Below are 19,792 nucleotides of genomic sequence, written 5' to 3' on the forward strand. Positions count from 1 at the left end.
GCCTATTGGCTTAGTCGACACAGGTGCAGAAACCTTAGTGCTTTTCCTTTGGAAGACCATACTGAAGGTTAAGCATGGTGGTGGACCAGATGAGCAGGATAGCGCCTGCAACAATGATCCAGTAGTGCATGTAGATGATGCCGAGACCGAGGACAAGCACTGCCATGCTCATCGCGAATGGCCAGATGGAGCTAGGGCTAAAGAAGCCGAGCGTGCCAGCGCCGTCCTGAATCTCCGCCTCTTCCCAATCCTCAGGAAGGACGTCGATGCGCTTATCGGTGAAGTGCAAGTAGCTAGCGAGCATGAGAGCCAACAGAGTGGCCAGAACCAAAGACACGCCACCGGCCCATTCAAAGTTACGCGAGCCTTGACCTTCCAAGTGAAGGTGGCCAGCATCCTGAACGTACATAGTGCCAAAGAAGTAGATGGCGGTCACGATGGCCAAGAAGATGGCCATGCTGTACATGATTTTGGAAGTTGCCTTCATTGTATGTAAACCTCTTCCCTGACTTAAGCCGCTGCGCCGTTGTTGTCGACCGCGTTCTCACCATCGCGAGTGTTGGTGCGGTCGGAGTTGAACGGGCTGGTGCTGGTTGCGTATGGTGCCTCACCGATCTGCTTCAGTGCCTCAGAGTTCGGTAGAGCAGGATCTTCGTTGCGAATCTCCATGTACTGCTTGAACTTCTCCGGGGACACGACACGGATTTCGAAGTTCATCATTGCGTGGTAGGTACCGCACATCTCGGCACAACGACCGACGAATGCGCCCTCTTCTTCAATCTTCTCGATCTGGAACGCGCGCTGCTGCTTATTCTCCTCCGGGTGAGCATAGGCGTCGCGCTTGAAGAGGAACTCCGGCACCCAGAAGGCGTGGGAAACGTCAGCGGAGGCGAGCTGGAATTCGATGGCCGTGTTGGACGGGAGAACCAAAACCGGAATCTCTGAGGTGGTACCCAGCGTCTCGATCTTATTGAAGTGGAGGTAAGAAACGTCCGACTTGGAGCGACCGTTGATCGGATTCTCACCGTCCGGGTCAACCTCGGAAGCCTCGGCCTGTGCCTGTCGCTCCTGATCGACACCGTCATAGTCGGATCCGGTGGGGCTCAGCTCTGCCGCAACCGACTGGTATCCAAACTTCCAGTTCCACTGGTATGCCGTGACGTCCACCGTCACCTTTGGATCCTTATCCAAGGCCGTAACCTTGTCCTGAGCCTGAACCGTGAAGAAGAACAACCCCATAACGATCACGATCGGAACGATGGTAAGTACCAGCTCCAATGGGATGTTGTACTGGGTCTGACGAGGGAACTCACCCTTGCCTGCCTTCTCAGCACGCTTGGCACGCCAAGCGAAAAGGCCGTAGATGAAAAGCGCCCACATAATAAAGCCGATGATCCAGGCGGTAACCCAGGTCCACACCCAGAAGTTGTACATCGCGGTTGCCTCGGGAGTGATACCTTCTGGCCACCCGAACGCCAGGGCCTTGCCCAAGACGCCACCAGGTGCTTCGACGTCACATCCGGCAAGTGCGAGGCCACCGAATCCAAGGACACCACCGAGCAGTGCCTTACGGCCAAAGCCACGCTTCTGCTGCTGATTCACGCGCGTCTGCCTTCCTTTAAACACTAGATTCCAAAGACTTTCTCAAATATCCATGGCATCGCATGAGACATTCTCAAATAGCCACGTCTAATTAGGCAGAATAGCGTATGAACGGCCTTTTTCCTCAACAAATGGGGACGCCGGCCTCACTGAAATGCTCCGCAATTCTCGGTTTTAAGGTCAAGTTTGCTGCGTTACTAGGGTGTTTGCTTAACCTGCGGAAATTCGCCTGTTACCCATCTCACATTCCAATGCAGCTATATCAAACTTATGGATACCTACAACCCACACCGGGGTCACCCCCAGCGTTGTTTTGCCAGCTCATAGCCTTTAAATACACCGCCCCTCAAACCCAAGTTTGAGTCACCACAACTTTAGTTGGATAGCGCCCTAGCCCGAGTTGGTGGCTAACACCACCTTTACCTGCCTTGACACCTTGCTGTTTGTACTCCCTCTTGACTTTCCGACGCCTCCTACGCGCCCCTTTTAACGAACAACCCACTCCGCGAGTAGCCTTGTAACAACGCTTCTTTACTGCCCATCGCATTTGGCGGCCATAGTCAAGTCCGAAAGCTAGATGTTGCAGGGGAAGCTCGATATTGTTTCAGATACATAGATTAAGGAAGAAGGCCTCACCCGGACATGTGTGGACTCCTTGGATTCTTAAGCGCCGATGGTTCAGCCGCCCAGTTCACCTCGGCCGTCGAGAAGGCTCTGCCGTGCATGCGGCATCGCGGTCCCGACGAGGCCGGCACGTGGCACGATGATTCGGCCGTCTTCGGATTTAACCGACTCTCGATCATCGACCTCGAGCATTCTCATCAGCCACTGCGCTGGGGGCCAAAGGATCAGCCAGAACGCTACGCCATGACCTTCAATGGCGAGATCTATAACTACGTGGAGCTACGCAAGGAGCTTCAGGAACTCGGCTATTCCTTTAATACTTCCGGCGACGGCGAGACCATCGTGGTGGGCTATCACCACTGGGGCGCCGACGTCGTGCGCCACCTGCGTGGCATGTTCGGCTTTGCCATCTGGGACACCCAATCAAAGGAGCTCTTCCTCGCGCGTGATCCTTTCGGCATCAAGCCGCTGTTCTACGCCACCACAGAAGCCGGTACGGCATTCGCCTCCGAAAAGAAGTGCATCCTCGAGATGGCCGAGGACATGGGCGTTGACTTAAGCCTCGACCGCAGGGCCATCGAGCACTACATCGACCTGCAGTATGTTCCCGAGCCGGAGTCCCTGCACACGGGCATTCGTCGCCTCGAATCCGGCTGCACGGCCGTGGTCACCCCCGGTGGGGAACTGAAGCAGACCCGCTATTTCCGACCGCAATTCCCAGCCCAGAAGGTGGCAAAGGGCAAGGAGCAAGAACTCTTCGACCGCATCGCCCGCGCCCTGGAGGATTCCGTCGAAAAGCATATGCGCGCAGACGTCACCGTGGGTTCCTTCTTATCCGGTGGCATCGATTCCACCGCCATCGCCACCCTGGCCAAGCGCCACAACCCCAACCTTTTGACGTTTACCACCGGATTCGAGCGCGAGGGCTATTCCGAGGTCGACGTCGCTGCCGAGTCGGCCGCCGCCATTGGCGTTGAACACATCGTCAAGATCGTCTCCCCCGAGGAATACGCCGACGCCATCCCAAAGATCATGTGGTATCTCGACGATCCGGTGGCCGATCCATCGCTGGTCCCGTTGTACTTTGTCGCCCAAGAGGCCCGCAAGCACGTCAAGGTGGTCCTTTCCGGCGAAGGCGCCGACGAGCTTTTCGGCGGCTACACCATTTACAAAGAACCGCTGTCGCTAGCGCCTTTCGAGAAGATTCCTACCCCGTTGCGCCGCGGTCTCGGCCAGCTTTCCAAGGTGCTTCCCGACGGCATGAAGGGCAAGTCTCTGCTCAACCGAGGCTCCATGACCATGGAGGAGCGCTACTACGGCAACGCCCGCTCCTTCAACTTTGATCAGATCCAGCGCGTCATCCCCTGGGCCAAGCCCGAATGGGATCACCGCGAGGTCACCGCCCCCATCTATGCCCAGTCACGCCACATGGATCCCGTGGCCCGGATGCAGCACCTCGACCTGTTTACCTGGATGCGCGGCGACATCCTGGTCAAGGCCGACAAGATCAACATGGCGCACTCCCTCGAGCTGCGCGTGCCCTTCCTCGACCGCGAGGTCTTCAAGGTTGCCGAGACCATCCCCTACGACATGAAGATCAGCCACGGCACCACCAAGTACGCCCTGCGTAAGGCGATGGAGCAGATCGTGCCCGCCCACGTCCTTCACCGCAAGAAGCTGGGCTTCCCCGTGCCCATGCGCCACTGGCTCGCCGGCGACGAGCTTTTCGGCTGGGCCCAGGACCAGATCACCGCCTCGCAGACCGACGATATCTTCAACAAGACCGCCGTCATGCAGATGCTCAACGAGCACCGCGCAGGCGCCAGCGACCACTCCCGCCGCCTGTGGACGGTGCTGGCGTTCATGGTCTGGCATGGCATCTTTGTCGAAGGCCGCATCGATCCCGGTATCGAGCAGCGCGACTACCCCGTCTACCTCTAGGCCATACAAAAAATCCCGCCACCTCACGGTGACGGGATTTTTTCCTTAGCCAGATCAGTTGAAGGAATCTCCACAGGCGCAAGAAGAGCCTGCGTTCGGGTTATCGATGGTAAAGCCCTGGGACTCGATGGTGTCCGCGAAGTCGATGCGGGCACCCGCGAGGTAAGGAACGCTCATCTTGTCGACGACCAAGCGAACGCCGCCGACCTCATCGACCTTGTCGCCGTCGAGGGAGCGGTCATCGAAATAAAGCTGGTAACGCAGGCCAGCGCAACCACCCGGCTGCACGGCGATGCGCAAAGAAAGATCGTCTCGGCCCTCCTGCTCAAGCAGTGCCTTTGCCTTAGCTGCTGCAGCATCGCTTAAGAAAACGCCGGTGTTGGTTGACGGTGCCGTCATAGTCACATCTCCTTGAATTAACGAGAAATTGCCCTTTTGTGCCACCACTCTAGCAGCAACAGGCATTCTAGCCTTGTTCGCTATAACTACCCCCGCAACCGGTTTATTCCCACTTCCCCGCCGACCATGGTCGTCGGAAAGCAGAAAATTTCGGCTACAGCAAGCGTGATTGGTAGCCTAGAACGCGTGAATGACGGCAACCAGGATGTAAACGACCCAGCCGCAACCTCTGCGGCCTCCAAGGCTCATACCCCCAAGAAGGGCCATGCAACCCCCAAACGCAAGCAGGCTCAGGCTCACGCCGGATCCTTCGAGTCCCGCTTTGCGCCGGGCGATAGCTATTCCGACAACCGCAAGAAGCGCAAAGAGCTCAAGGCCTCCATGTCCCCAGAGGAATGGAAGGAATATAAAGCCAAGGAAAAAGAGGAACGCCGCCGTAGTGCCGCGGCAGCGCAGGCCGCCATGGATCGTGGCGAGGAGAAGTACCTCTTGCCGCGCGACAAGGGACAGGAGAAGCGCTTTGTGCGCGACTTCGTCGATTCCCACCGCTATATCAACAACTGGGTGATGCCGTTTGCCATCGTCTTGCTGGCCCTGCTGCTGATCGGCCAGCGGCAGCCCACCTTCGGCATGTGGGTGTCTACCATCGCGATGGTCATCATGGTCGTGTTCGCCGTCGAAGGTTTTTGGCTCGGGCGCAAGGCCTCGCGCGCAACCCGCGAGAAGTTCCCGAACACCACCGAGTCCGGCTTTAGCCTGGGTTTTTATGCCTACGGTCGCGCCACGCAGCCGCGGCGCTGGCGTTCGCCTAAGCCGCGTGTGGAAATCGGTGCCGAGGTCAAGTAGTTGTTGACCCTGGTTCTGGGCGGGGCGCGTTCGGGCAAGTCACAGTTCGCGGAGGAAGTCGTGGGCGACCGGGCCTGCCTGTACGTGGCTACCGCCCGTCCTTTTTCGGGCGAGTTCGACGCAGACTTCCGCGCGCGGATTGCCACCCATGTCGCGCGCCGTCCTGCCCACTGGGAAACCGAAGACGGCCGCGACCTCATCGACGTGCTACATGCTTTCCGACGTTCACCGGCCGCCCCCAGCACGGTTCTCGTCGATGATCTCGGCACCTGGGTCACCGCCCACCTCGATGCCCTCGGCGGGTGGGACGGCCCACGCGGCCAGCTCGACGAGCTCTACGAGCACCTGGCGGCAGCCTGCAAGCAGGTGCCCGATTCGGTGGAGGTAATCCTGGTCAGCCCCGAGGTGGGCATGGGGGTCATCCCCGAACATCACGCTGGACGCCTCTTCAGGGATGAGATTGGCACCTTGAATCAAATGATGGCCGCGCTTAGCGACCGGGTGTATCTGGTGGTGGCCGGTCAGTCGCTGGCGCTGAAGTAGGAGACCCTCGCTCTAGAATGAGGTGGGTCTAGACAAAACAATACTTTTCTGGGAGAACTGATTAACGATGTCACAACCGCAGCCCTCTGACTTCTTCCCCAAGATCGACGCCCCCAGCGCCGAGTTTGCGGACAAAGCCCGCCAGTTTCAGCTCACGCTGACCAAGCCCACCGGCTCCCTGGCGCGCTTGGAGGCTCTGGGGGTGTGGCTGTCGTCGTGCCAGTCGCAGGTCCCGCCCCGCAAGATTGAACGCCCCCGCCTGGTGGTCTTCGCGGGCGACCACGGGATCGCGACGAAGGGTGTTTCCCCCTACCCCATCGAGGTTTCCATCCAGATGGCGGACAACATCCGCCGCGGCGGCGCCGGCGTCAATGCGGTGGCCCGCCAATCCGGCACGGGTATCCGCGTGGCCGACATCTCGTTGTTCCACGATGCCTTCGGCGAGGAACGCGTGAGCAAGGGTTGCGGCTCCATCGACTACGAAGACGCGATGAGCCAGGAGCAGCTGGTGCGCGCGATAGAGATCGGCAAGCGCATCGCCGACCAGGAGGTCGACGCCGGCGCCGACCTGCTCATGGCGGGCGATCTGGGCATCGGCAACACCACTCCCTCGGCGGTGATCATCGGGCTTTTGACCAACAATGAGCCGGTGGTGGTCACCGGACGCGGCTCCGGCGTCGACGACGAGGGGTGGAAGCGCAAGGTCGCCGCCGTGCGCGACGCGATGTTCCGCGCGCGCCGCGACCGCAACGACATCCTCACCCTCATGCGCAAGGTCACCTCCCCGGAGCTGGCCGCGATGGCCGCCTTCATTGCGCAGGCTGCCGTGCGCCGCACCCCGGTGCTCCTCGACGGCGTCGTGGTCACTGCTGCCGCCATGCTCGCCGAGAAGATGGCACCGGGCGCGCGTCACTGGATGCAGGCCGGACACCAATCCGCCGAGCCCGCGCACGCCTTCGCGCTGCGCTACCTTGGCCTCGAGCCTTTGCTGAAGCTGGGCCTGCGTTTGGGCGAGGGCTCCGGCGCGGCGGCCGCGGTGCCGCTGGTGATGATGGCCTGCGACATCATGAACGACATGGCCACCTTCGATTCCGCGGGCGTGTCCGGTAAGGGCGCGGTGCCCACCAACCGCTTCGACGATAAGATCCAGGACTAGCGTGTCCGGCAAGGTCGACTTCGTCGAAGGCGAACACGGGCCAGCACTCATCGAGGGTCCCGCGACGGCGCTGAGCTGGCTGACGGTGCTGCCGATCAAGGGGGCCAGCGCCTTCGATCGCACGACCGGCGCGCGCGTGATGGCCTCCCTGCCGGTCGTCGGGGTGGTGCTGGGCGCGGTGGCGGCGGTAATCGTCGCCGGGTTGCAGGCCCTGGGTGTTTCTTCTTTGCTCATCGGCACGCTGGTCGTGGTGTCCTGGGCGCTGTTCACACGATTCATGCACCTCGACGGCCTTGCCGACGTCGCCGATGCCTTGGGTTCCTACGCCGAACCCGCCCGCGCCCGGGAGATCCTAGCCGACCCGCACGCCGGCCTGATCGGGATGGGAAGCGCTCTATTGGCGATGCTCGTTCAGGTCGCCTCCATCGCGGCGATCGTCGACGCCACCCCGCAAGCCTTCGTAATCGTCTTCCTCATTCCTTTCTTCGCCCGCATCACCGGCCCCGTCGGCGCCAACGAGCATTTTCACCCGATGAAGCCGACCGGCTTCGGCGCCATGATGATCGGCACGGCGAAGACTTGGTGGACGGCCTGTTGGTTTTTCGTTGCCTGCGTGCCGAGTTTGTTTGCAGCCCGGGTGCTTGACGACGCCGCCCTGCTGCTCATCTGCCAAGGCGTCCTTGCCGTTGCGCTCGGCGTGGCGGTGGCGTTGGCGCGGCATTGCAGCAAGCGTTTCGGCGGCCTCAACGGCGACACCACCGGATTCATCATGGAAACCAACGCCTCGGTGACAGCCGCCCTGTTTGCTATCGCCCTTCCGCTGATTTAAGGCATGCTTCGCAGGCCCCCTGGTGGGGGCCTTTTTTGGTGTGTTTAGGCTTTGGGGTGCCAGGGTGGGTAGGTCCAGGTGGGGTGGCCGTTGGTGCGTTGGATGCGGCCGTGTTTGGGTGTGCTGGGGTCATCGTCGTTTCTTCCGTTGTGGAAGGCGCATAGCATGGTGAGGTTTTTACTTGCGGTGGTCCCGCCCCGATTCCACGCATGGATATGGTGGATTTGGCACTCATCGGCTGGTTTATTGCAGTCCGGGTGGGCACAGCTTAAGGATTCGAGGGTGGCTAGGTCGCGTTGCTTTTTGTTGGCAAACCTGGAGGAGCGCACGAGGTCGACGGGTCCGTCAACGGGGTGGATAAGCCCGAACCCCCACTGGTCATCAAGGATGGAGGCAACGATCTGGGTGCTGGTGCGTGTGACCCCATCGGAGCAGGTGAAGGTGGTTTCGTCTCCTGTGGCATCCAGGACGGTGGTGAGTTTGTCTAGGGGGATGGCCACGATGGGGCGAAGTGTTTTGGTGATGGTGCCGGTGTGGGGGAAGTTTTTGGCTGGGTCGGGCAGTTCTTTGAGTGTTTCGTAAAGTGTGTCGATATCGGCTGGTTCGCCGTTGATTTTTAGTTGCCAGAGGTTGTTGCGGTTGCGGTTGATGCTCACGCCTTTGACTAACCTTGCCGGTGGGGTTGCGTAGTCGTTGGTGATTGCGCGTGCGCGGGTGGCGAACTGTCCGGTGGGCAGGTTGCCGAGGTTTACTAGGTCGCGGCGTAGTTGCCATGTGGTTTTTTCGCCTGTGACTCTGCGGGTGCAGGTTTCGATGATTTCGAGGTGGGCGAGGGTGAGCCCGAGGGAGTCTATGGTTTCCCGGCAGGTGGCTTGCATCCTGGTGTAGGAGGTGGTGCCGTAGTACACCGTGGCGAGGGTTTTCAGGTCGGTGGCTGTGTTTTCGGGTAGTCCGCGTGCGACAAGCGCAGCAATTGTGCACCCGGCGGCGTCCTGGATGAGGGCGAGCGGGTTGGAAAGTACTGCTGCAAGCTGGTCGACGGGGTTCATGCCCACCAGACTAGGTAGCGGTAGCCGCAGTGCCAACCGTGTGGCGGGATGCCTGTGGATAACCCTGCATTCTGAGTGTTTCTCAGCACCGGCCTGTGGATAACGTGGGGCGGTGAAAAGTGGTTGCACGCGTAAAGGTAGGCCTACGGCCAGCCATTAAAGTCGCTATAAATAAAAACCGCCATACCGATAGGACTTATCACGCTCTCAGCAAACTAGCCACGTCGATATCAAGGCAAGACGCCAAAAAAGCGCGGACCCCAAAAAGGATCCGCGCTCAAAGGAGACAACCTTTGCCACGTGCGGGCCGGTAGACGTCGGCAAGCACCTGCTAGACGAGGGTGTACATCCAGTTGTGGGTGTCCTCCTCGGTGCCATGCTGGATGCCGGTGAGCTTCTCACGCAGCTGCATGGTGATCGGACCGGCCTGGTTGCCGTTGACCTCGTAGTCGCCGTGCTTGGACTTGACGGAGCCGACCGGGGTGATCACGGCTGCGGTGCCGCAGGCGAAGGCCTCGCTCATCTCACCAGACAGGGCGCTGTCGTGCCACTCCTGGGTGGAGACCAGGCGCTCCTCGGTGGTGTAGCCCAGGTCCTTAGCCACCTGGAGCAGCGAGTCGCGGGTGACACCCGGCAGCAGGGAGCCGGACAGCTGCGGGGTGACCACGTGGGCGTCTGCACCCTTGCCGAAGACGAACATGAGGTTCATGCCGCCCATCTCCTCGATGTAGGTGCGCTGGATAGCATCGAGCCAGACGACCTGGTCGCAGCCCTTCTCCGAAGCCTGGGCCTGAGCCAGCAGGGATGCTGCATAGTTGCCGGCAAACTTGGCGGCGCCGGTACCACCCGGGCATGCGCGTACGTAGTCCTCGGACAGCCAGACGGACACGGGCTTGACGCCACCAGAGAAATAGGCGCCGGCCGGTGATGCGATAACGATGTACTTATAAGAAGTCGAAGGGTGAACGCCCAGGGTAGCCTCGGTGGAGATCATAAACGGGCGCAGGTAGAGGGACTCCTCGCCGCCGGCGGCAGGAACCCAGTCCTGATCGATGCTGACGATCTGACGCAGGGATTCCAGGAACAGCTCGGTGGGCAGTTCCGGCATGGCCATGCGCTGGGCGGAGCGCTGGAAGCGAGCAGCGTTGGCTTCCGGGCGGAAGGTCTTGACGGTACCGTCGGCGTGGCGGTAGGCCTTGATGCCCTCGAAGATGGCCTGGCCATAGTGGAACACGCTGGTTGCCGGGTCCAGCGTCAGCGGCGCGTAGGCGCTGACCTTAGCGTTGTGCCAGCCCTTGTCCACCGACCAGTCGATGGTGACCATGTGGTCGGTGAAGTGCTTGCCAAAGCCCGGGTTAGCGAGAATTTCTTGCAGCTTCTCCGGGGCGGTGGGATGGTCGGTCTTTTCTACAACAAAGTTCAGGTCCGTCATGCTTTTTAAAGGTACACCTCTGCCAGCCCTCCGCACGTTTTTGGGCATTCGTTTACTCTAGGAATTACCTGTCGCTGTGTCGGCGCCCACGCGTGTAGTCTCCGCTAGGGCGCCGCGGAGGCGTCGATTATTCGAGTTTTATTCCCCGCCGGCCGGCGCTCGTGCTGGTCGTGAGGGGATTCGTGAGAAAGGCAATGCACGTGGGCAAGGATGCGAAGGAAAAGCTGTCGCTGCCGGGAAAGGGCGCGGTGACCAAGCTTGCGCTTTCGGCAACGCTTCCCGAGGAGTATGATGCGCTGGTTGTTGGCGTATTCGCGGGCGAGGATGGCCTCGAGCTGGCAGCACCGAAGGTGGCGGGTGCAGGTTTCGAGGGCTTCGACGAATCGGTGGACATTGCGGTGTGGGAGCTTCTGGCCGCAGTCGGCGCCACAGGCAAGTTGGAGCAGGTCACCCGCGTCCCCGCCGTTGAGGGTATGGAGGCCGATGTCGTCGTCGCGGTGGGCTTAGGTGTTGCCGAGGAGCTTGACGACGAGCGCCTGCGCCGCGCAGCGGGTGCGGCCGCACGCGCCCTCAAGGGAGTCGGTACGGCGGCTACCACGCTCGGCGCCTTTGGCCTCGGCCCCGTAGTTGAAGGCTTCATTCTCGGCGCCTATGAGTACCCGGGCCTGCGCAGCAAGAAGGGGTCCACTACCCCACTGGGCCGGGTGGTGTTTGTCGACGAGCGTGCGGAGGCGCAAGAGGTTTTCCGCACCGCGAAGGCGACCGCACGCGCGGTGTGCGTGGCCCGCGATCTGGTCAACGCCCCCTCCTCACACCTGTATCCGGAGACCTATGCCGAGACGATCGCACAGCTGGCCGATAAGCACGGTGTGGACGTTGAGGTCTTAGGCTACAAGGAGCTCAAGAAGCAGGGCTTTGGGGGCATTGTTGCCGTAGGCTCCGGCTCCTCGCGCAAACCGCGCCTGGTGCGTTTGTCGTGGTCGCCGAAGGGCGCGCGCAAGCACGTGGCCTTGGTGGGCAAGGGCATCACCTTCGATACCGGCGGCATTTCGCTCAAGCCCCCGGCATCGATGGACAACATGATCTCCGACATGGGTGGTTCGGCGGCCGTTGTCGCCACCGTCTTAGCCGCCGCGCGCCTCAAGCTCAACGTCAAGGTCACCGCCACGATCCCGCTGGCGGAAAACATGCCGGGTGGCAAGGCCTATCGACCAGGCGATGTGATTACGCACTTCGGCGGCATCACCAGCGAGATCCTTAACACCGACGCCGAGGGGCGCCTCGTGCTTGCCGACGCCATGGCGCGCGCTAGCCAAGACGCGCCCGACTACCTCATCGACACCGCAACCCTAACCGGCGCCCAGTTGGTCGCCCTAGGCGAGCGCACCTCTGGCGTGATGGGCACCGACACCTTCCGCGATCAGGTGGCAGCCGCCGGTTGTGAGGTCGGCGAGAACGCCTGGGCCATGCCCTTGCCGGAGGAGATCGCTGAGGCTGTGAAGTCTCCGGTGGCCGATATCCGCAACGTGACCGGCTCGCGTAACGGCGGCATGCTCGCGGCCGCCTGCTATCTGCAGCATTTCGTGGGCGAGGGAATCCGGTGGGCGCACGTGGACATCGCAGGCCCTGCCTATAACACCTCCGCCGCCTACGGCTACACCCCCAAGCGTGCGACCGGTGTCCCGGTGCGCACCTTCCTCAAGGTGCTGGCCGACATCGCGTCGGAAAGCGAATAACGCCCGTAGGCTTCACGCCCACCTGCACTGCGCCCCGGTAGACACTCCGGGGCGCGGTGTGTTCTTAGTGGTCTCTTTGTTCCTTCTCGCGCTCCATCTGTTCGCGCATGAGCCTGCGTTCTTCCCGCTTGCGCATAAGGCGCTCATACTCGATGCGATCGCGCATGCGCTGCGGATAGCCGGTTTCTTCCACGTCATAGATGGGAATCTGAAGCTCGCGCGCGATAACGTCCACGCCTTTCGCGCCACCGATACGCCGACGGGTTGACTCCCCGGTGACGTCGACAAGCACGATCGACATCTCATTGACCAGCGTGGCCGGTTCGATGAAACCTTCCACGAGGGCGCGTTCATCCGACCACTTCTTCAGGTATGCCAGATCCTCCGGGCGCACCGACTCTGTCGCGTTGCGGGCGACGTTGGGATTGGCGGGCTTGCGTTTTTTATTGAAGAATCCGAACACGCTACACATTCTAGGGTCAAAAAGTCTTCTCACTGTCCCCCTGAAAGCCACACCGCACGCCATAAAACGGTAATCTTTGAGAGTACAAACGTTTATACGGCACTATCTTGAGGAGTCAATTAACAATGGCGCACTCCGTTGTCATGCCCGAGCTGGGCGAATCCGTAACCGAGGGAACCATTACCCAGTGGCTGAAGTCCGTTGGCGACACCGTCGCCGTCGACGAGCCATTGCTGGAGGTGTCCACTGACAAGGTCGACACCGAGGTTCCTTCCCCGGTTGCTGGCGTCTTGCTCGAGATCCGCGCTAACGAAGACGATACCGTCGACGTCGGCGAGGTCATCGCAATCATCGGCGAGGCAGGCGAAGCCCCAGCCGCCGAGGCTCCTGCCGCCGCTGCTCCCGCCGAACCAGAACCCGCGCCTCAGGCCGCTGCTCCTGCCACGCCGGCTGCACCTGCTGCCGGTGGCGAGTCCACCGACGTGGTCATGCCTGAGCTCGGCGAGTCCGTTACCGAAGGCACCATTACCCAGTGGCTGAAGTCCGTCGGCGACACCGTCGCCGTCGATGAGCCACTGCTGGAGGTTTCCACCGACAAGGTCGACACCGAGGTTCCTTCCCCGGTTGCCGGCGTGATCCTGGAGATCCTCGCCAACGAGGATGACACCGTCGACGTCGGCGAGGTCATCGTTCGTGTCGGCCAGCCTGGCGCTGCCCCTGCCGCACCGGCACCTGCTACCCCGGAGCCAGCACCGGCTGCTGAGCCCGCCGCTAAGGTCGAAACCCCCGCTGCTCCTGCCGCACCGGCTGCGCCTGCTGCCGGTGGCGAGTCCACCGACGTGGTCATGCCTGAGCTCGGCGAGTCCGTTACCGAAGGCACCATTACCCAGTGGCTGAAGTCCGTCGGCGACACCGTCGCCGTCGATGAGCCACTGCTGGAGGTTTCCACCGACAAGGTCGACACCGAGGTTCCTTCCCCGGTTGCCGGCGTGATCCTGGAGATCCTCGCCAACGAGGATGACACCGTCGACGTCGGCGAGGTCATCGCTCGTGTCGGCCAGCCTGGCGCAGCCCCTGCCGCACCGGCACCTGCTACCCCGGAGCCAGCACCGGCACCGGCTGCTGAGCCCGCCGCTAAGGTCGAAACCCCCGCGGAGCCAGCTCCGGCACCGGCACCCGCCGCCGAGCCTGCCGCTAAGGTTGAGGCACCGGCAAAGAAGGTCAACAACGACAACGTGCCGTATGTGACCCCGCTGGTGCGCAAGCTCGCCGACAAGCACGGCATTGATCTTTCCACCATCACCGGCACCGGCGTCGGCGGCCGCATCCGCAAGCAGGATGTGCTCGCTGCGGCCGGTCAGGGCGAGGCTCCTGCCGCCGCCGCAGCGCCTGCTGCCGCTAACCCGCGTGCGAACTGGTCCACCAAGTCCGTTGACCCGGCCAAGGCTGAGCTCATCGGTACCACCCAGAAGGTCAACCGCATCCGCGAGATCACCGCCGCAAAGATGGTGGAGGCGCTGCAGACCTCGGCTCAGCTGACTCACCTGCAGGAAGTCGATATGACCGCCATCGCGGATCTGCGCAAGGCAAACAAGCCGGCCTTCCAGGCCAAGCACGGCATCAACCTCACCTTCCTGCCGTTCTTCGTCAAGGCAACGGTTGAGGCTCTGGTTTCGCACCCGAACGTCAACGCTTCTTACAATGCGGCGACGAAGGAAATGACCTACCACGCCGACGTCAACGTTGCTATCGCCGTGGACACCCCGCGTGGCCTGCTGACTCCGGTTATCCACCAGGCACAGAACCTGAGCTTGGTCGAGATCGCCAAGGCTATTGTCGAGCTGGCTGACAAGGCCCGCAACAACAAGCTGAAGCCGAACGATCTGACCGGCGCCACCTTCACCATCACCAACATTGGTTCCGAGGGCGCACTGTCTGATACCCCGATCTTGGTTCCGCCGCAGGCGGGCATCCTGGGCACCGCTGCTATTCAGAAGCGTGCCGTGGTTGTCACCGAAAACGGCGCCGACGCCATTGCTATCCGCCAGATGTGCTACATCCCGTTCACCTACGACCACCAGGTCGTCGACGGCGCGGATGCCGGACGCTTCACCACCACGATCAAGGATCGTTTGGAGACCGGCAACTTCATCGATGAGCTCGAGCTCTCATAGGCACTAATCCACAAGGGGCGTCGCTTCGCGGCGCCCCTTTGGTCATTTCTGCCGCGGCCGCCGGTCACAGTGGTCACCCGCACGACGAGGCCGTTCGGTTTCCCGTCGGGCGCTCCGCTATTTCCACCTCTTGCCCACACACCACGGCAATAGAAATAGCGGCGCGGAATCCTCAACACAACGATGCAGCGCTTTCCATTATCTTCGGTATCTTCGGCATCGGGATGATTGTGCCTGTAACATTTGCGCGGTGTGACGCTCGCGCCGAATCTTGTAGGCGGCAGGCCTGCTCGATAATCACCGTGGTGACCGTACTCGTCGGGGATGGCAGGACCAGAGTCCACTGTGTGAGGTGGAAAATTGGGGAATAAAAGGGGGCAATTGTTGGTCACTTCCACCTATAATCACTTGTGGTTCATCCCCCCCGCGCAGGGTCGATAATTGTTGCCCTGTGCGAGGGGGCGTTTCTCACAAGGAGTAAGACCTTTCATGACGCTGCCTGTCTCTTTTGATTCTTATGTGGACCGCCACATCGGCCCCGATGAGCGAGAGAGGAAGGTGATGCTTGATCGGCTTGGCCTTCCCACCCTCGAAGCCCTCCTCGATAAGACGCTGCCTGCCTCCATTCGTGCCGCCGGTGCACCATCGCTGGGGCGGGTGTTCAATGAGCACGAGGCGAACGCTCGCCTTCGAGAGCTCGCGGACAAGAACGTGGTCCTCAAGGCTTTTTACGGCCAGGGGTTCTATGACACGTTGACCCCGCCGGTGATCCGCCGCAATGTCGTCGAAGATCCGGGCTGGTACACCGCCTATACCCCCTATCAGCCGGAGATTTCCCAGGGACGCCTTGAAGCCTTGCTGAATTTCCAGACAATGGTCGAGGAACTCACGGCCCTGCCGGTGGCAAATGCCTCCCTGTTGGATGAGGCCTCCGCGGTAGCAGAGGCCGTGGGGCTGATGAGTCGCGCGCAGCGCAAGGGGCGCCGGGTGATTCTCGACGAGGCCTTGCACCCGCAGGTGTTGAGCGTGACCACCGCCCGGGCGCGCACGATCGGGCTGGAGGTGGAGATCGCCGATCTCTCCGCAGGCATCGTCGGCGACGATCTGGTGGGCATCGTCATCGCCTACCCCGGAACCGAGGGTCAGGTGCGCGACATTCGCGGGCTTATTGAGGATATTCATTCCCGCGGCGGACTTGCCACGGTGGCCACCGATTTGTTGGCGCTGCAGCTTCTTGAGGCCCCGGGCACGCTGGGCGCCGACATCGCGGTCGGTTCCTCCCAGCGCTTCGGCGTCCCGCTGTTTTTCGGCGGCCCGCACGCGGGATTCATGTCCGTTACCGACGCGCTCAAGCGCCAGCTTCCTGGTCGCATCGTCGGTGTTTCGGTTGATGCAGCCGGTGCGCCCGCGTATCGCCTGGCGCTGCAGACCCGTGAGCAGCACATTCGCCGCGAGAAGGCGACCAGTAATATCTGTACCGCCCAGGCGCTGTTGGCCGTGTGCGCATCCATGTATGCCATCTGGCACGGGCCGGAAGGGCTGAAAGCCATCGCCACCCGCGTCAACCAGCTCGCCGCGGGCTTCGCGCGGGCACTGGAATTAGGCGGGGTGCCGCTTGCACACGCCGCCTTCTTCGATACCGTCACCGCGGTCGTGCCGGGCCAGGCCGAATCAATCAAGCAGTCGCTTGCCGACGCCGGCTACCTCGTGCGCGCTATCGGAGCGGACAAGGTTGTGGTCTCCTTCGGGGAACAGGCAACCTGGGCGGACGTTACGGCCTTGGCGCACGCCTTTGGCGTGAACGTCGGCACGCAAGAGACTTACGAAACGATCCCCGCGACGGTGGCAAGGACCACCGCCACGCTCACCCACGCGATCTTTAGCTCCGTGCATTCTGAGACTCAGATGCTGCGCTACCTGCGTGGCCTCAAAGATAAGGACTTGGCGCTGGATCGCACGATGATCCCGCTGGGCTCGTGCACGATGAAGCTGAACCCCACCACCGGTATGGAGCCGATCACGTGGCCGGAGTTCGCCAACATCCACCCCTTCGCCCCGGCCTCGCAGACGCAGGGTTGGCGCGAGCTCATCGGTGACCTTGAAACCTGGCTTGCCGAGATCACCGGCTACGCCAAGGTCTCCCTGCAGCCCAACGCCGGTTCGCAGGGCGAATACGCAGGGCTGAACGCCATTCGCCGCTATCACCTGTCGCGTGGCGATGATCAGCGCGACATTATCTTGATCCCGCAGTCCGCGCACGGCACCAACGCCGCCTCGGCCGCCTTGGCGAACCTGCGCGTGGTTGTGGTGGCCACGGCCGCCGACGGGTCCATCGACGTGGCTGACTTGGACGCGAAGCTGGCCAAGCACGAAGGGCATGTGGCTGGCATCATGATCACCTACCCATCCACGCACGGCGTGTTCGAGGAGACGGTCACGCAGGTCTGCGCGAAGGTCCACGCCGCAGGCGGCCAGGTCTACATCGACGGCGCCAACCTCAATGCGTTGGCCGGCGTGGCCCGCCCCGGCGAGTTCGGCGGCGACGTCTCGCACCTGAACCTGCACAAGACCTTCACCATCCCGCACGGCGGCGGCGGACCTGGCGTGGGTCCCGTTGCCGTGGCAAGCCACCTCGTGCCCTTCCTGCCCACCGACCCGGCCGCGGCCGATCCCTTCGCCGCCGACGACCCCACCCTCGGCGTGCCGGTAGCCTCTTCGCTTTATGGTTCCGCGGGCGTGCTGCCGATTACCTGGGCATATATCGCCATGATGGGCGGCGAGGGGCTGGCCAATGCCACCGCCCACGCCATCTTAGGGGCAAACTACCTCGCCAGCTCTCTCAATGAGGACTTCCCCGTCCTCTACACCGGCGACAACGGGCTGGTGGCGCACGAGTGCATCCTGGATCTGCGCGCGATCACCGATGCCACTGGGGTGACCGCCACCGATGTGGCAAAGCGGCTGGTGGATTTCGGTTTCCACGCCCCCACCCTGTCCTTCCCGGTGGCGGGCACGCTCATGGTCGAGCCCACCGAGTCCGAGGACCTGGGCGAGCTGGACCGTTTCATCACCGCGATGAAGACCATTCGCGAGGAAATCCGCGAGATCGAGCGCGGCGAATGCGCCTACGAGGAGTCCGTGCTGGCGCATGCGCCGTTTAGCGCGGAGTCTGTCACCACGGATGAGTGGGACCACTCCTTTACCCGCGCCAAGGCCGCCTATCCGGTAGCCAGCCTGCGCGGTTCGCGTGGCAACAAGTACTTCCCGCCGGTGCGCCGCCTCAACGAGGCCTATGGCGATCGCAATTTCATCTGCTCGTGCCCGCCGCCCGGTGCCTTCGACGTGGACGGCGACGGCACCGGCGCGATTGACTAAGAAAGAAGAACCCACCATGACCGACCTGCTTCAATCCCCCCTGCACCAGGCCCACGTGGATCTGGGCGCGAGCTTTACCGCCTTCGGCCCGTGGGAGATGCCCCTTAAGTATGGCTCCGAGCTCGGCGAGCACAAGGCGGTGCGAGAGACCGCCGGGCTTTTTGATCTTTCCCACATGGGCGAAGTGCGCGTCACCGGCTTGCAGGCCGCGGAGTTTCTTGACTACGCGCTCATCTCCCAGCTGTCCGCCATCGCGGTGCACAAGGCGAAGTATTCGATGATCGTCAACGAGGACGGCGGCATCATCGACGACCTCATCACCTACCGCCTCGGTGAGCAGGAATTTCTCGTCGTGCCCAACGCGGGCAACGCCGCCGTGGTCGCCGCAGCCCTTGCCGAGCGCGCGGCAGGATTCGATGTCACCGTCACCGACGAGTCCACGGCCACCGCGCTCGTGGCCGTCCAAGGACCCCGGGCCGAGGCTATTCTGTTCACTCAGGTCCCAGACGACCAGGCCGAGGCGATTACCTCGATGCGCTACTATGCCTGCGCCCCGGCCACCGTCGCAGGCGTTGACGCGCTGGTGGCGCGCACCGGCTACACCGGCGAGGACGGCTTCGAGGTGTTCATCCCCAACGAACACGCGCGCACCGTCTGGGATAGGTTGCTGGCCGCGGGTGCGCCCCAAGGGCTCATCCCCGCAGGCCTTGCCGCCCGCGACAGCCTGCGCCTGGAGGCGGGCATGCCCTTGTACGGCAACGAGCTCTCGCTGGAACTTACCCCTATTGCCGCGGGCCTGGGCGTGCTGGTTGGCAAGAAGAAGGAAGGCGACTTCGTCGGCAAGCAGGCGCTGCAGGGTGCGGCGGAGCCTCAGCGGGTCCTGGTGGGTTTGACCTCCACTGGTCGCCGCGCGGCCCGCGCCCACGCGGAGATCTTCGCAGGCGAGGAGCTTGTCGGCGAGGTGACCTCGGGGCAGCCGTCGCCGACGCTGGGGCACCCGATCGCGCTGGCGTACGTCGATAAGCGCCATGCAACCCCGGGTACGCAGCTTGAGGCCGATATCCGCGGCAAGCGCTACCCCTTCGAGGTCGTGGCTCTGCCGTTCTACTCGCGCAAGAAGTAACCTCTTTATACACACCACAGAAAGGAAACCCCATGTCCGCATCTCTTCCTGCAGATTTCTCCTACTCCGAAGAGCACGAGTGGATCGATACCACCGCCGACAAGGCGGCAGGCGCCACCGTCAAGGTGGGCATCACCTCCGTGGCCGCCGACCGCCTGGGCGAGGTCGTCTTCGCCGAGCTTCCCGCCGTCGGCGATTCAGTCACCGCGGGTGATCCGTGCGGCGAGGTGGAGTCCACCAAGTCCGTCTCCGACATCTATTCCCCCGTCACCGGCACCGTCACGGCCGTCAACGACGCCATCCATGATGACTACGCCGTGGTCAACAACGACCCCTTCGGCGAGGGCTGGCTGTTCGAGGTTGCAGTCGAGTCCGCAGGCGAGCTCATGACCGCCGAGGAGTACGCCGCAGCTAACGGCGTCGCCTAATTCGTTTTTTTGCTTGACGACGTCCACCGGTTTGCGGCCAGCAGGCGGTGGGCGTCGTTCGGCGTTTTTTCG

At 62.3% G+C, this 19,792-nt stretch carries 16 protein-coding genes; 10 read left to right on the top strand and 6 right to left on the bottom strand.

Annotation, left to right across the window (positions count from 1 at the left end):
- Positions 1 to 34 precede the first annotated feature (34 nt).
- Positions 35 to 487: an aa3-type cytochrome oxidase subunit IV gene (gene ctaF, locus PAB09_RS09005; protein WP_271033347.1), complete on the bottom strand. Its 453-nt coding sequence runs from the start codon at positions 485 to 487 to the stop codon at positions 35 to 37.
- Positions 488 to 510: 23 nt separating this feature from the next.
- The gene (gene ctaC, locus PAB09_RS09010) at positions 511 to 1,602 is read right to left on the bottom strand and encodes an aa3-type cytochrome oxidase subunit II (protein WP_271033348.1); all 1,092 of its coding nucleotides are present in this window, start codon (positions 1,600 to 1,602) and stop codon (positions 511 to 513) included.
- 642 nt (positions 1,603 to 2,244) lie between these two features.
- On the opposite strand from ctaC, the gene asnB reads away from it, so the two are divergent.
- Positions 2,245 to 4,167 (top strand): asparagine synthase (glutamine-hydrolyzing), encoded by a 1,923-nt coding sequence (gene asnB, locus PAB09_RS09015; protein WP_271033349.1) that lies wholly within the window; start codon positions 2,245 to 2,247, stop codon positions 4,165 to 4,167.
- A gap of 54 nt (positions 4,168 to 4,221) precedes the next feature.
- Here the strand turns inward: asnB and PAB09_RS09020 are convergent, their stop codons facing one another.
- Positions 4,222 to 4,566: a HesB/IscA family protein gene (locus PAB09_RS09020; RefSeq protein ID WP_271033350.1), complete on the bottom strand. Its 345-nt coding sequence runs from the start codon at positions 4,564 to 4,566 to the stop codon at positions 4,222 to 4,224.
- Positions 4,567 to 4,752: 186 nt separating this feature from the next.
- On the opposite strand from PAB09_RS09020, the gene PAB09_RS09025 reads away from it, so the two are divergent.
- The 4 genes from PAB09_RS09025 (at position 4,753) to PAB09_RS09040 (ending at position 7,940) form a co-directional block, all read left to right on the top strand.
- Positions 4,753 to 5,412 (top strand): DUF3043 domain-containing protein, encoded by a 660-nt coding sequence (locus PAB09_RS09025; RefSeq protein WP_271033351.1) that lies wholly within the window; start codon positions 4,753 to 4,755, stop codon positions 5,410 to 5,412.
- Positions 5,413 to 5,955, top strand: a complete 543-nt coding sequence (locus PAB09_RS09030; RefSeq protein WP_271033352.1) for a bifunctional adenosylcobinamide kinase/adenosylcobinamide-phosphate guanylyltransferase — start codon at positions 5,413 to 5,415, stop codon at positions 5,953 to 5,955. It begins immediately after the preceding gene.
- Between the two features lie 67 nt (positions 5,956 to 6,022).
- A complete protein-coding gene (cobT, locus tag PAB09_RS09035) occupies positions 6,023 to 7,111 on the top strand; it encodes a nicotinate-nucleotide--dimethylbenzimidazole phosphoribosyltransferase (protein ID WP_271033353.1) in 1,089 nt (362 codons plus the stop codon).
- A gap of 1 nt (position 7,112) precedes the next feature.
- Positions 7,113 to 7,940, top strand: a complete 828-nt coding sequence (locus tag PAB09_RS09040) for an adenosylcobinamide-GDP ribazoletransferase (RefSeq protein WP_271033354.1) — start codon at positions 7,113 to 7,115, stop codon at positions 7,938 to 7,940.
- A gap of 44 nt (positions 7,941 to 7,984) precedes the next feature.
- On the opposite strand, the gene PAB09_RS09045 is transcribed toward PAB09_RS09040, so the two are convergent.
- On the bottom strand, positions 7,985 to 8,989 hold the full coding sequence (locus tag PAB09_RS09045) for an HNH endonuclease signature motif containing protein (protein WP_271033355.1): 1,005 nt from the start codon (positions 8,987 to 8,989) through the stop codon (positions 7,985 to 7,987).
- Between the two features lie 331 nt (positions 8,990 to 9,320).
- On the bottom strand, positions 9,321 to 10,421 hold the full coding sequence (locus PAB09_RS09050) for a branched-chain amino acid aminotransferase (protein ID WP_271033356.1): 1,101 nt from the start codon (positions 10,419 to 10,421) through the stop codon (positions 9,321 to 9,323).
- Between the two features lie 194 nt (positions 10,422 to 10,615).
- On the opposite strand from PAB09_RS09050, the gene PAB09_RS09055 reads away from it, so the two are divergent.
- On the top strand, positions 10,616 to 12,157 hold the full coding sequence (locus PAB09_RS09055; protein WP_271035356.1) for a leucyl aminopeptidase: 1,542 nt from the start codon (positions 10,616 to 10,618) through the stop codon (positions 12,155 to 12,157).
- A 64-nt stretch (positions 12,158 to 12,221) separates the two neighbouring features.
- On the opposite strand, the gene PAB09_RS09060 is transcribed toward PAB09_RS09055, so the two are convergent.
- A complete protein-coding gene (locus PAB09_RS09060) occupies positions 12,222 to 12,620 on the bottom strand; it encodes an oxidoreductase (protein WP_442873662.1) in 399 nt (132 codons plus the stop codon).
- 125 nt (positions 12,621 to 12,745) lie between these two features.
- On the opposite strand from PAB09_RS09060, the gene sucB reads away from it, so the two are divergent.
- The 4 genes from sucB to gcvH all read left to right on the top strand — a co-directional run bounded on the left by sucB (position 12,746) and on the right by gcvH (position 19,720).
- On the top strand, positions 12,746 to 14,794 hold the full coding sequence (gene sucB / locus PAB09_RS09065; protein ID WP_271033358.1) for a 2-oxoglutarate dehydrogenase, E2 component, dihydrolipoamide succinyltransferase: 2,049 nt from the start codon (positions 12,746 to 12,748) through the stop codon (positions 14,792 to 14,794).
- A 489-nt stretch (positions 14,795 to 15,283) separates the two neighbouring features.
- A complete protein-coding gene (gcvP, locus tag PAB09_RS09070; RefSeq protein WP_271033359.1) occupies positions 15,284 to 18,169 on the top strand; it encodes an aminomethyl-transferring glycine dehydrogenase in 2,886 nt (961 codons plus the stop codon).
- A 16-nt stretch (positions 18,170 to 18,185) separates the two neighbouring features.
- Positions 18,186 to 19,292, top strand: a complete 1,107-nt coding sequence (gcvT, locus tag PAB09_RS09075) for a glycine cleavage system aminomethyltransferase GcvT (RefSeq protein WP_271033360.1) — start codon at positions 18,186 to 18,188, stop codon at positions 19,290 to 19,292.
- 32 nt (positions 19,293 to 19,324) lie between these two features.
- On the top strand, positions 19,325 to 19,720 hold the full coding sequence (gcvH, locus tag PAB09_RS09080; protein ID WP_271033361.1) for a glycine cleavage system protein GcvH: 396 nt from the start codon (positions 19,325 to 19,327) through the stop codon (positions 19,718 to 19,720).
- Positions 19,721 to 19,792 lie beyond the last annotated feature (72 nt).

Origin of the sequence: Corynebacterium sp. SCR221107, assembly GCF_027886475.1 — a bacterium.
Lineage (GTDB): Bacteria > Actinomycetota > Actinomycetes > Mycobacteriales > Mycobacteriaceae > Corynebacterium.

What these genes read in the sequence shown, in the direction of transcription:
- sucB (WP_271033358.1), top strand. Translation starts at nt 12,746, where the DNA reads ATGGCGCACTCCGTTGTCATGCCCGAGCTGGGCGAATCCGTAACCGAG.
- gcvP (WP_271033359.1), top strand. Translation starts at nt 15,284, where the DNA reads ATGACGCTGCCTGTCTCTTTTGATTCTTATGTGGACCGCCACATCGGC.
- ctaF (WP_271033347.1), bottom strand. Translation starts at nt 487, where the DNA reads ATGAAGGCAACTTCCAAAATCATGTACAGCATGGCCATCTTCTTGGCC.
- gcvH (WP_271033361.1), top strand. Translation starts at nt 19,325, where the DNA reads ATGTCCGCATCTCTTCCTGCAGATTTCTCCTACTCCGAAGAGCACGAG.
- PAB09_RS09055 (WP_271035356.1), top strand. Translation starts at nt 10,616, where the DNA reads ATGCACGTGGGCAAGGATGCGAAGGAAAAGCTGTCGCTGCCGGGAAAG.
- asnB (WP_271033349.1), top strand. Translation starts at nt 2,245, where the DNA reads ATGTGTGGACTCCTTGGATTCTTAAGCGCCGATGGTTCAGCCGCCCAG.
- PAB09_RS09045 (WP_271033355.1), bottom strand. Translation starts at nt 8,989, where the DNA reads ATGAACCCCGTCGACCAGCTTGCAGCAGTACTTTCCAACCCGCTCGCC.
- PAB09_RS09050 (WP_271033356.1), bottom strand. Translation starts at nt 10,421, where the DNA reads ATGACGGACCTGAACTTTGTTGTAGAAAAGACCGACCATCCCACCGCC.
- cobT (WP_271033353.1), top strand. Translation starts at nt 6,023, where the DNA reads ATGTCACAACCGCAGCCCTCTGACTTCTTCCCCAAGATCGACGCCCCC.
- PAB09_RS09020 (WP_271033350.1), bottom strand. Translation starts at nt 4,566, where the DNA reads ATGACGGCACCGTCAACCAACACCGGCGTTTTCTTAAGCGATGCTGCA.
- gcvT (WP_271033360.1), top strand. Translation starts at nt 18,186, where the DNA reads ATGACCGACCTGCTTCAATCCCCCCTGCACCAGGCCCACGTGGATCTG.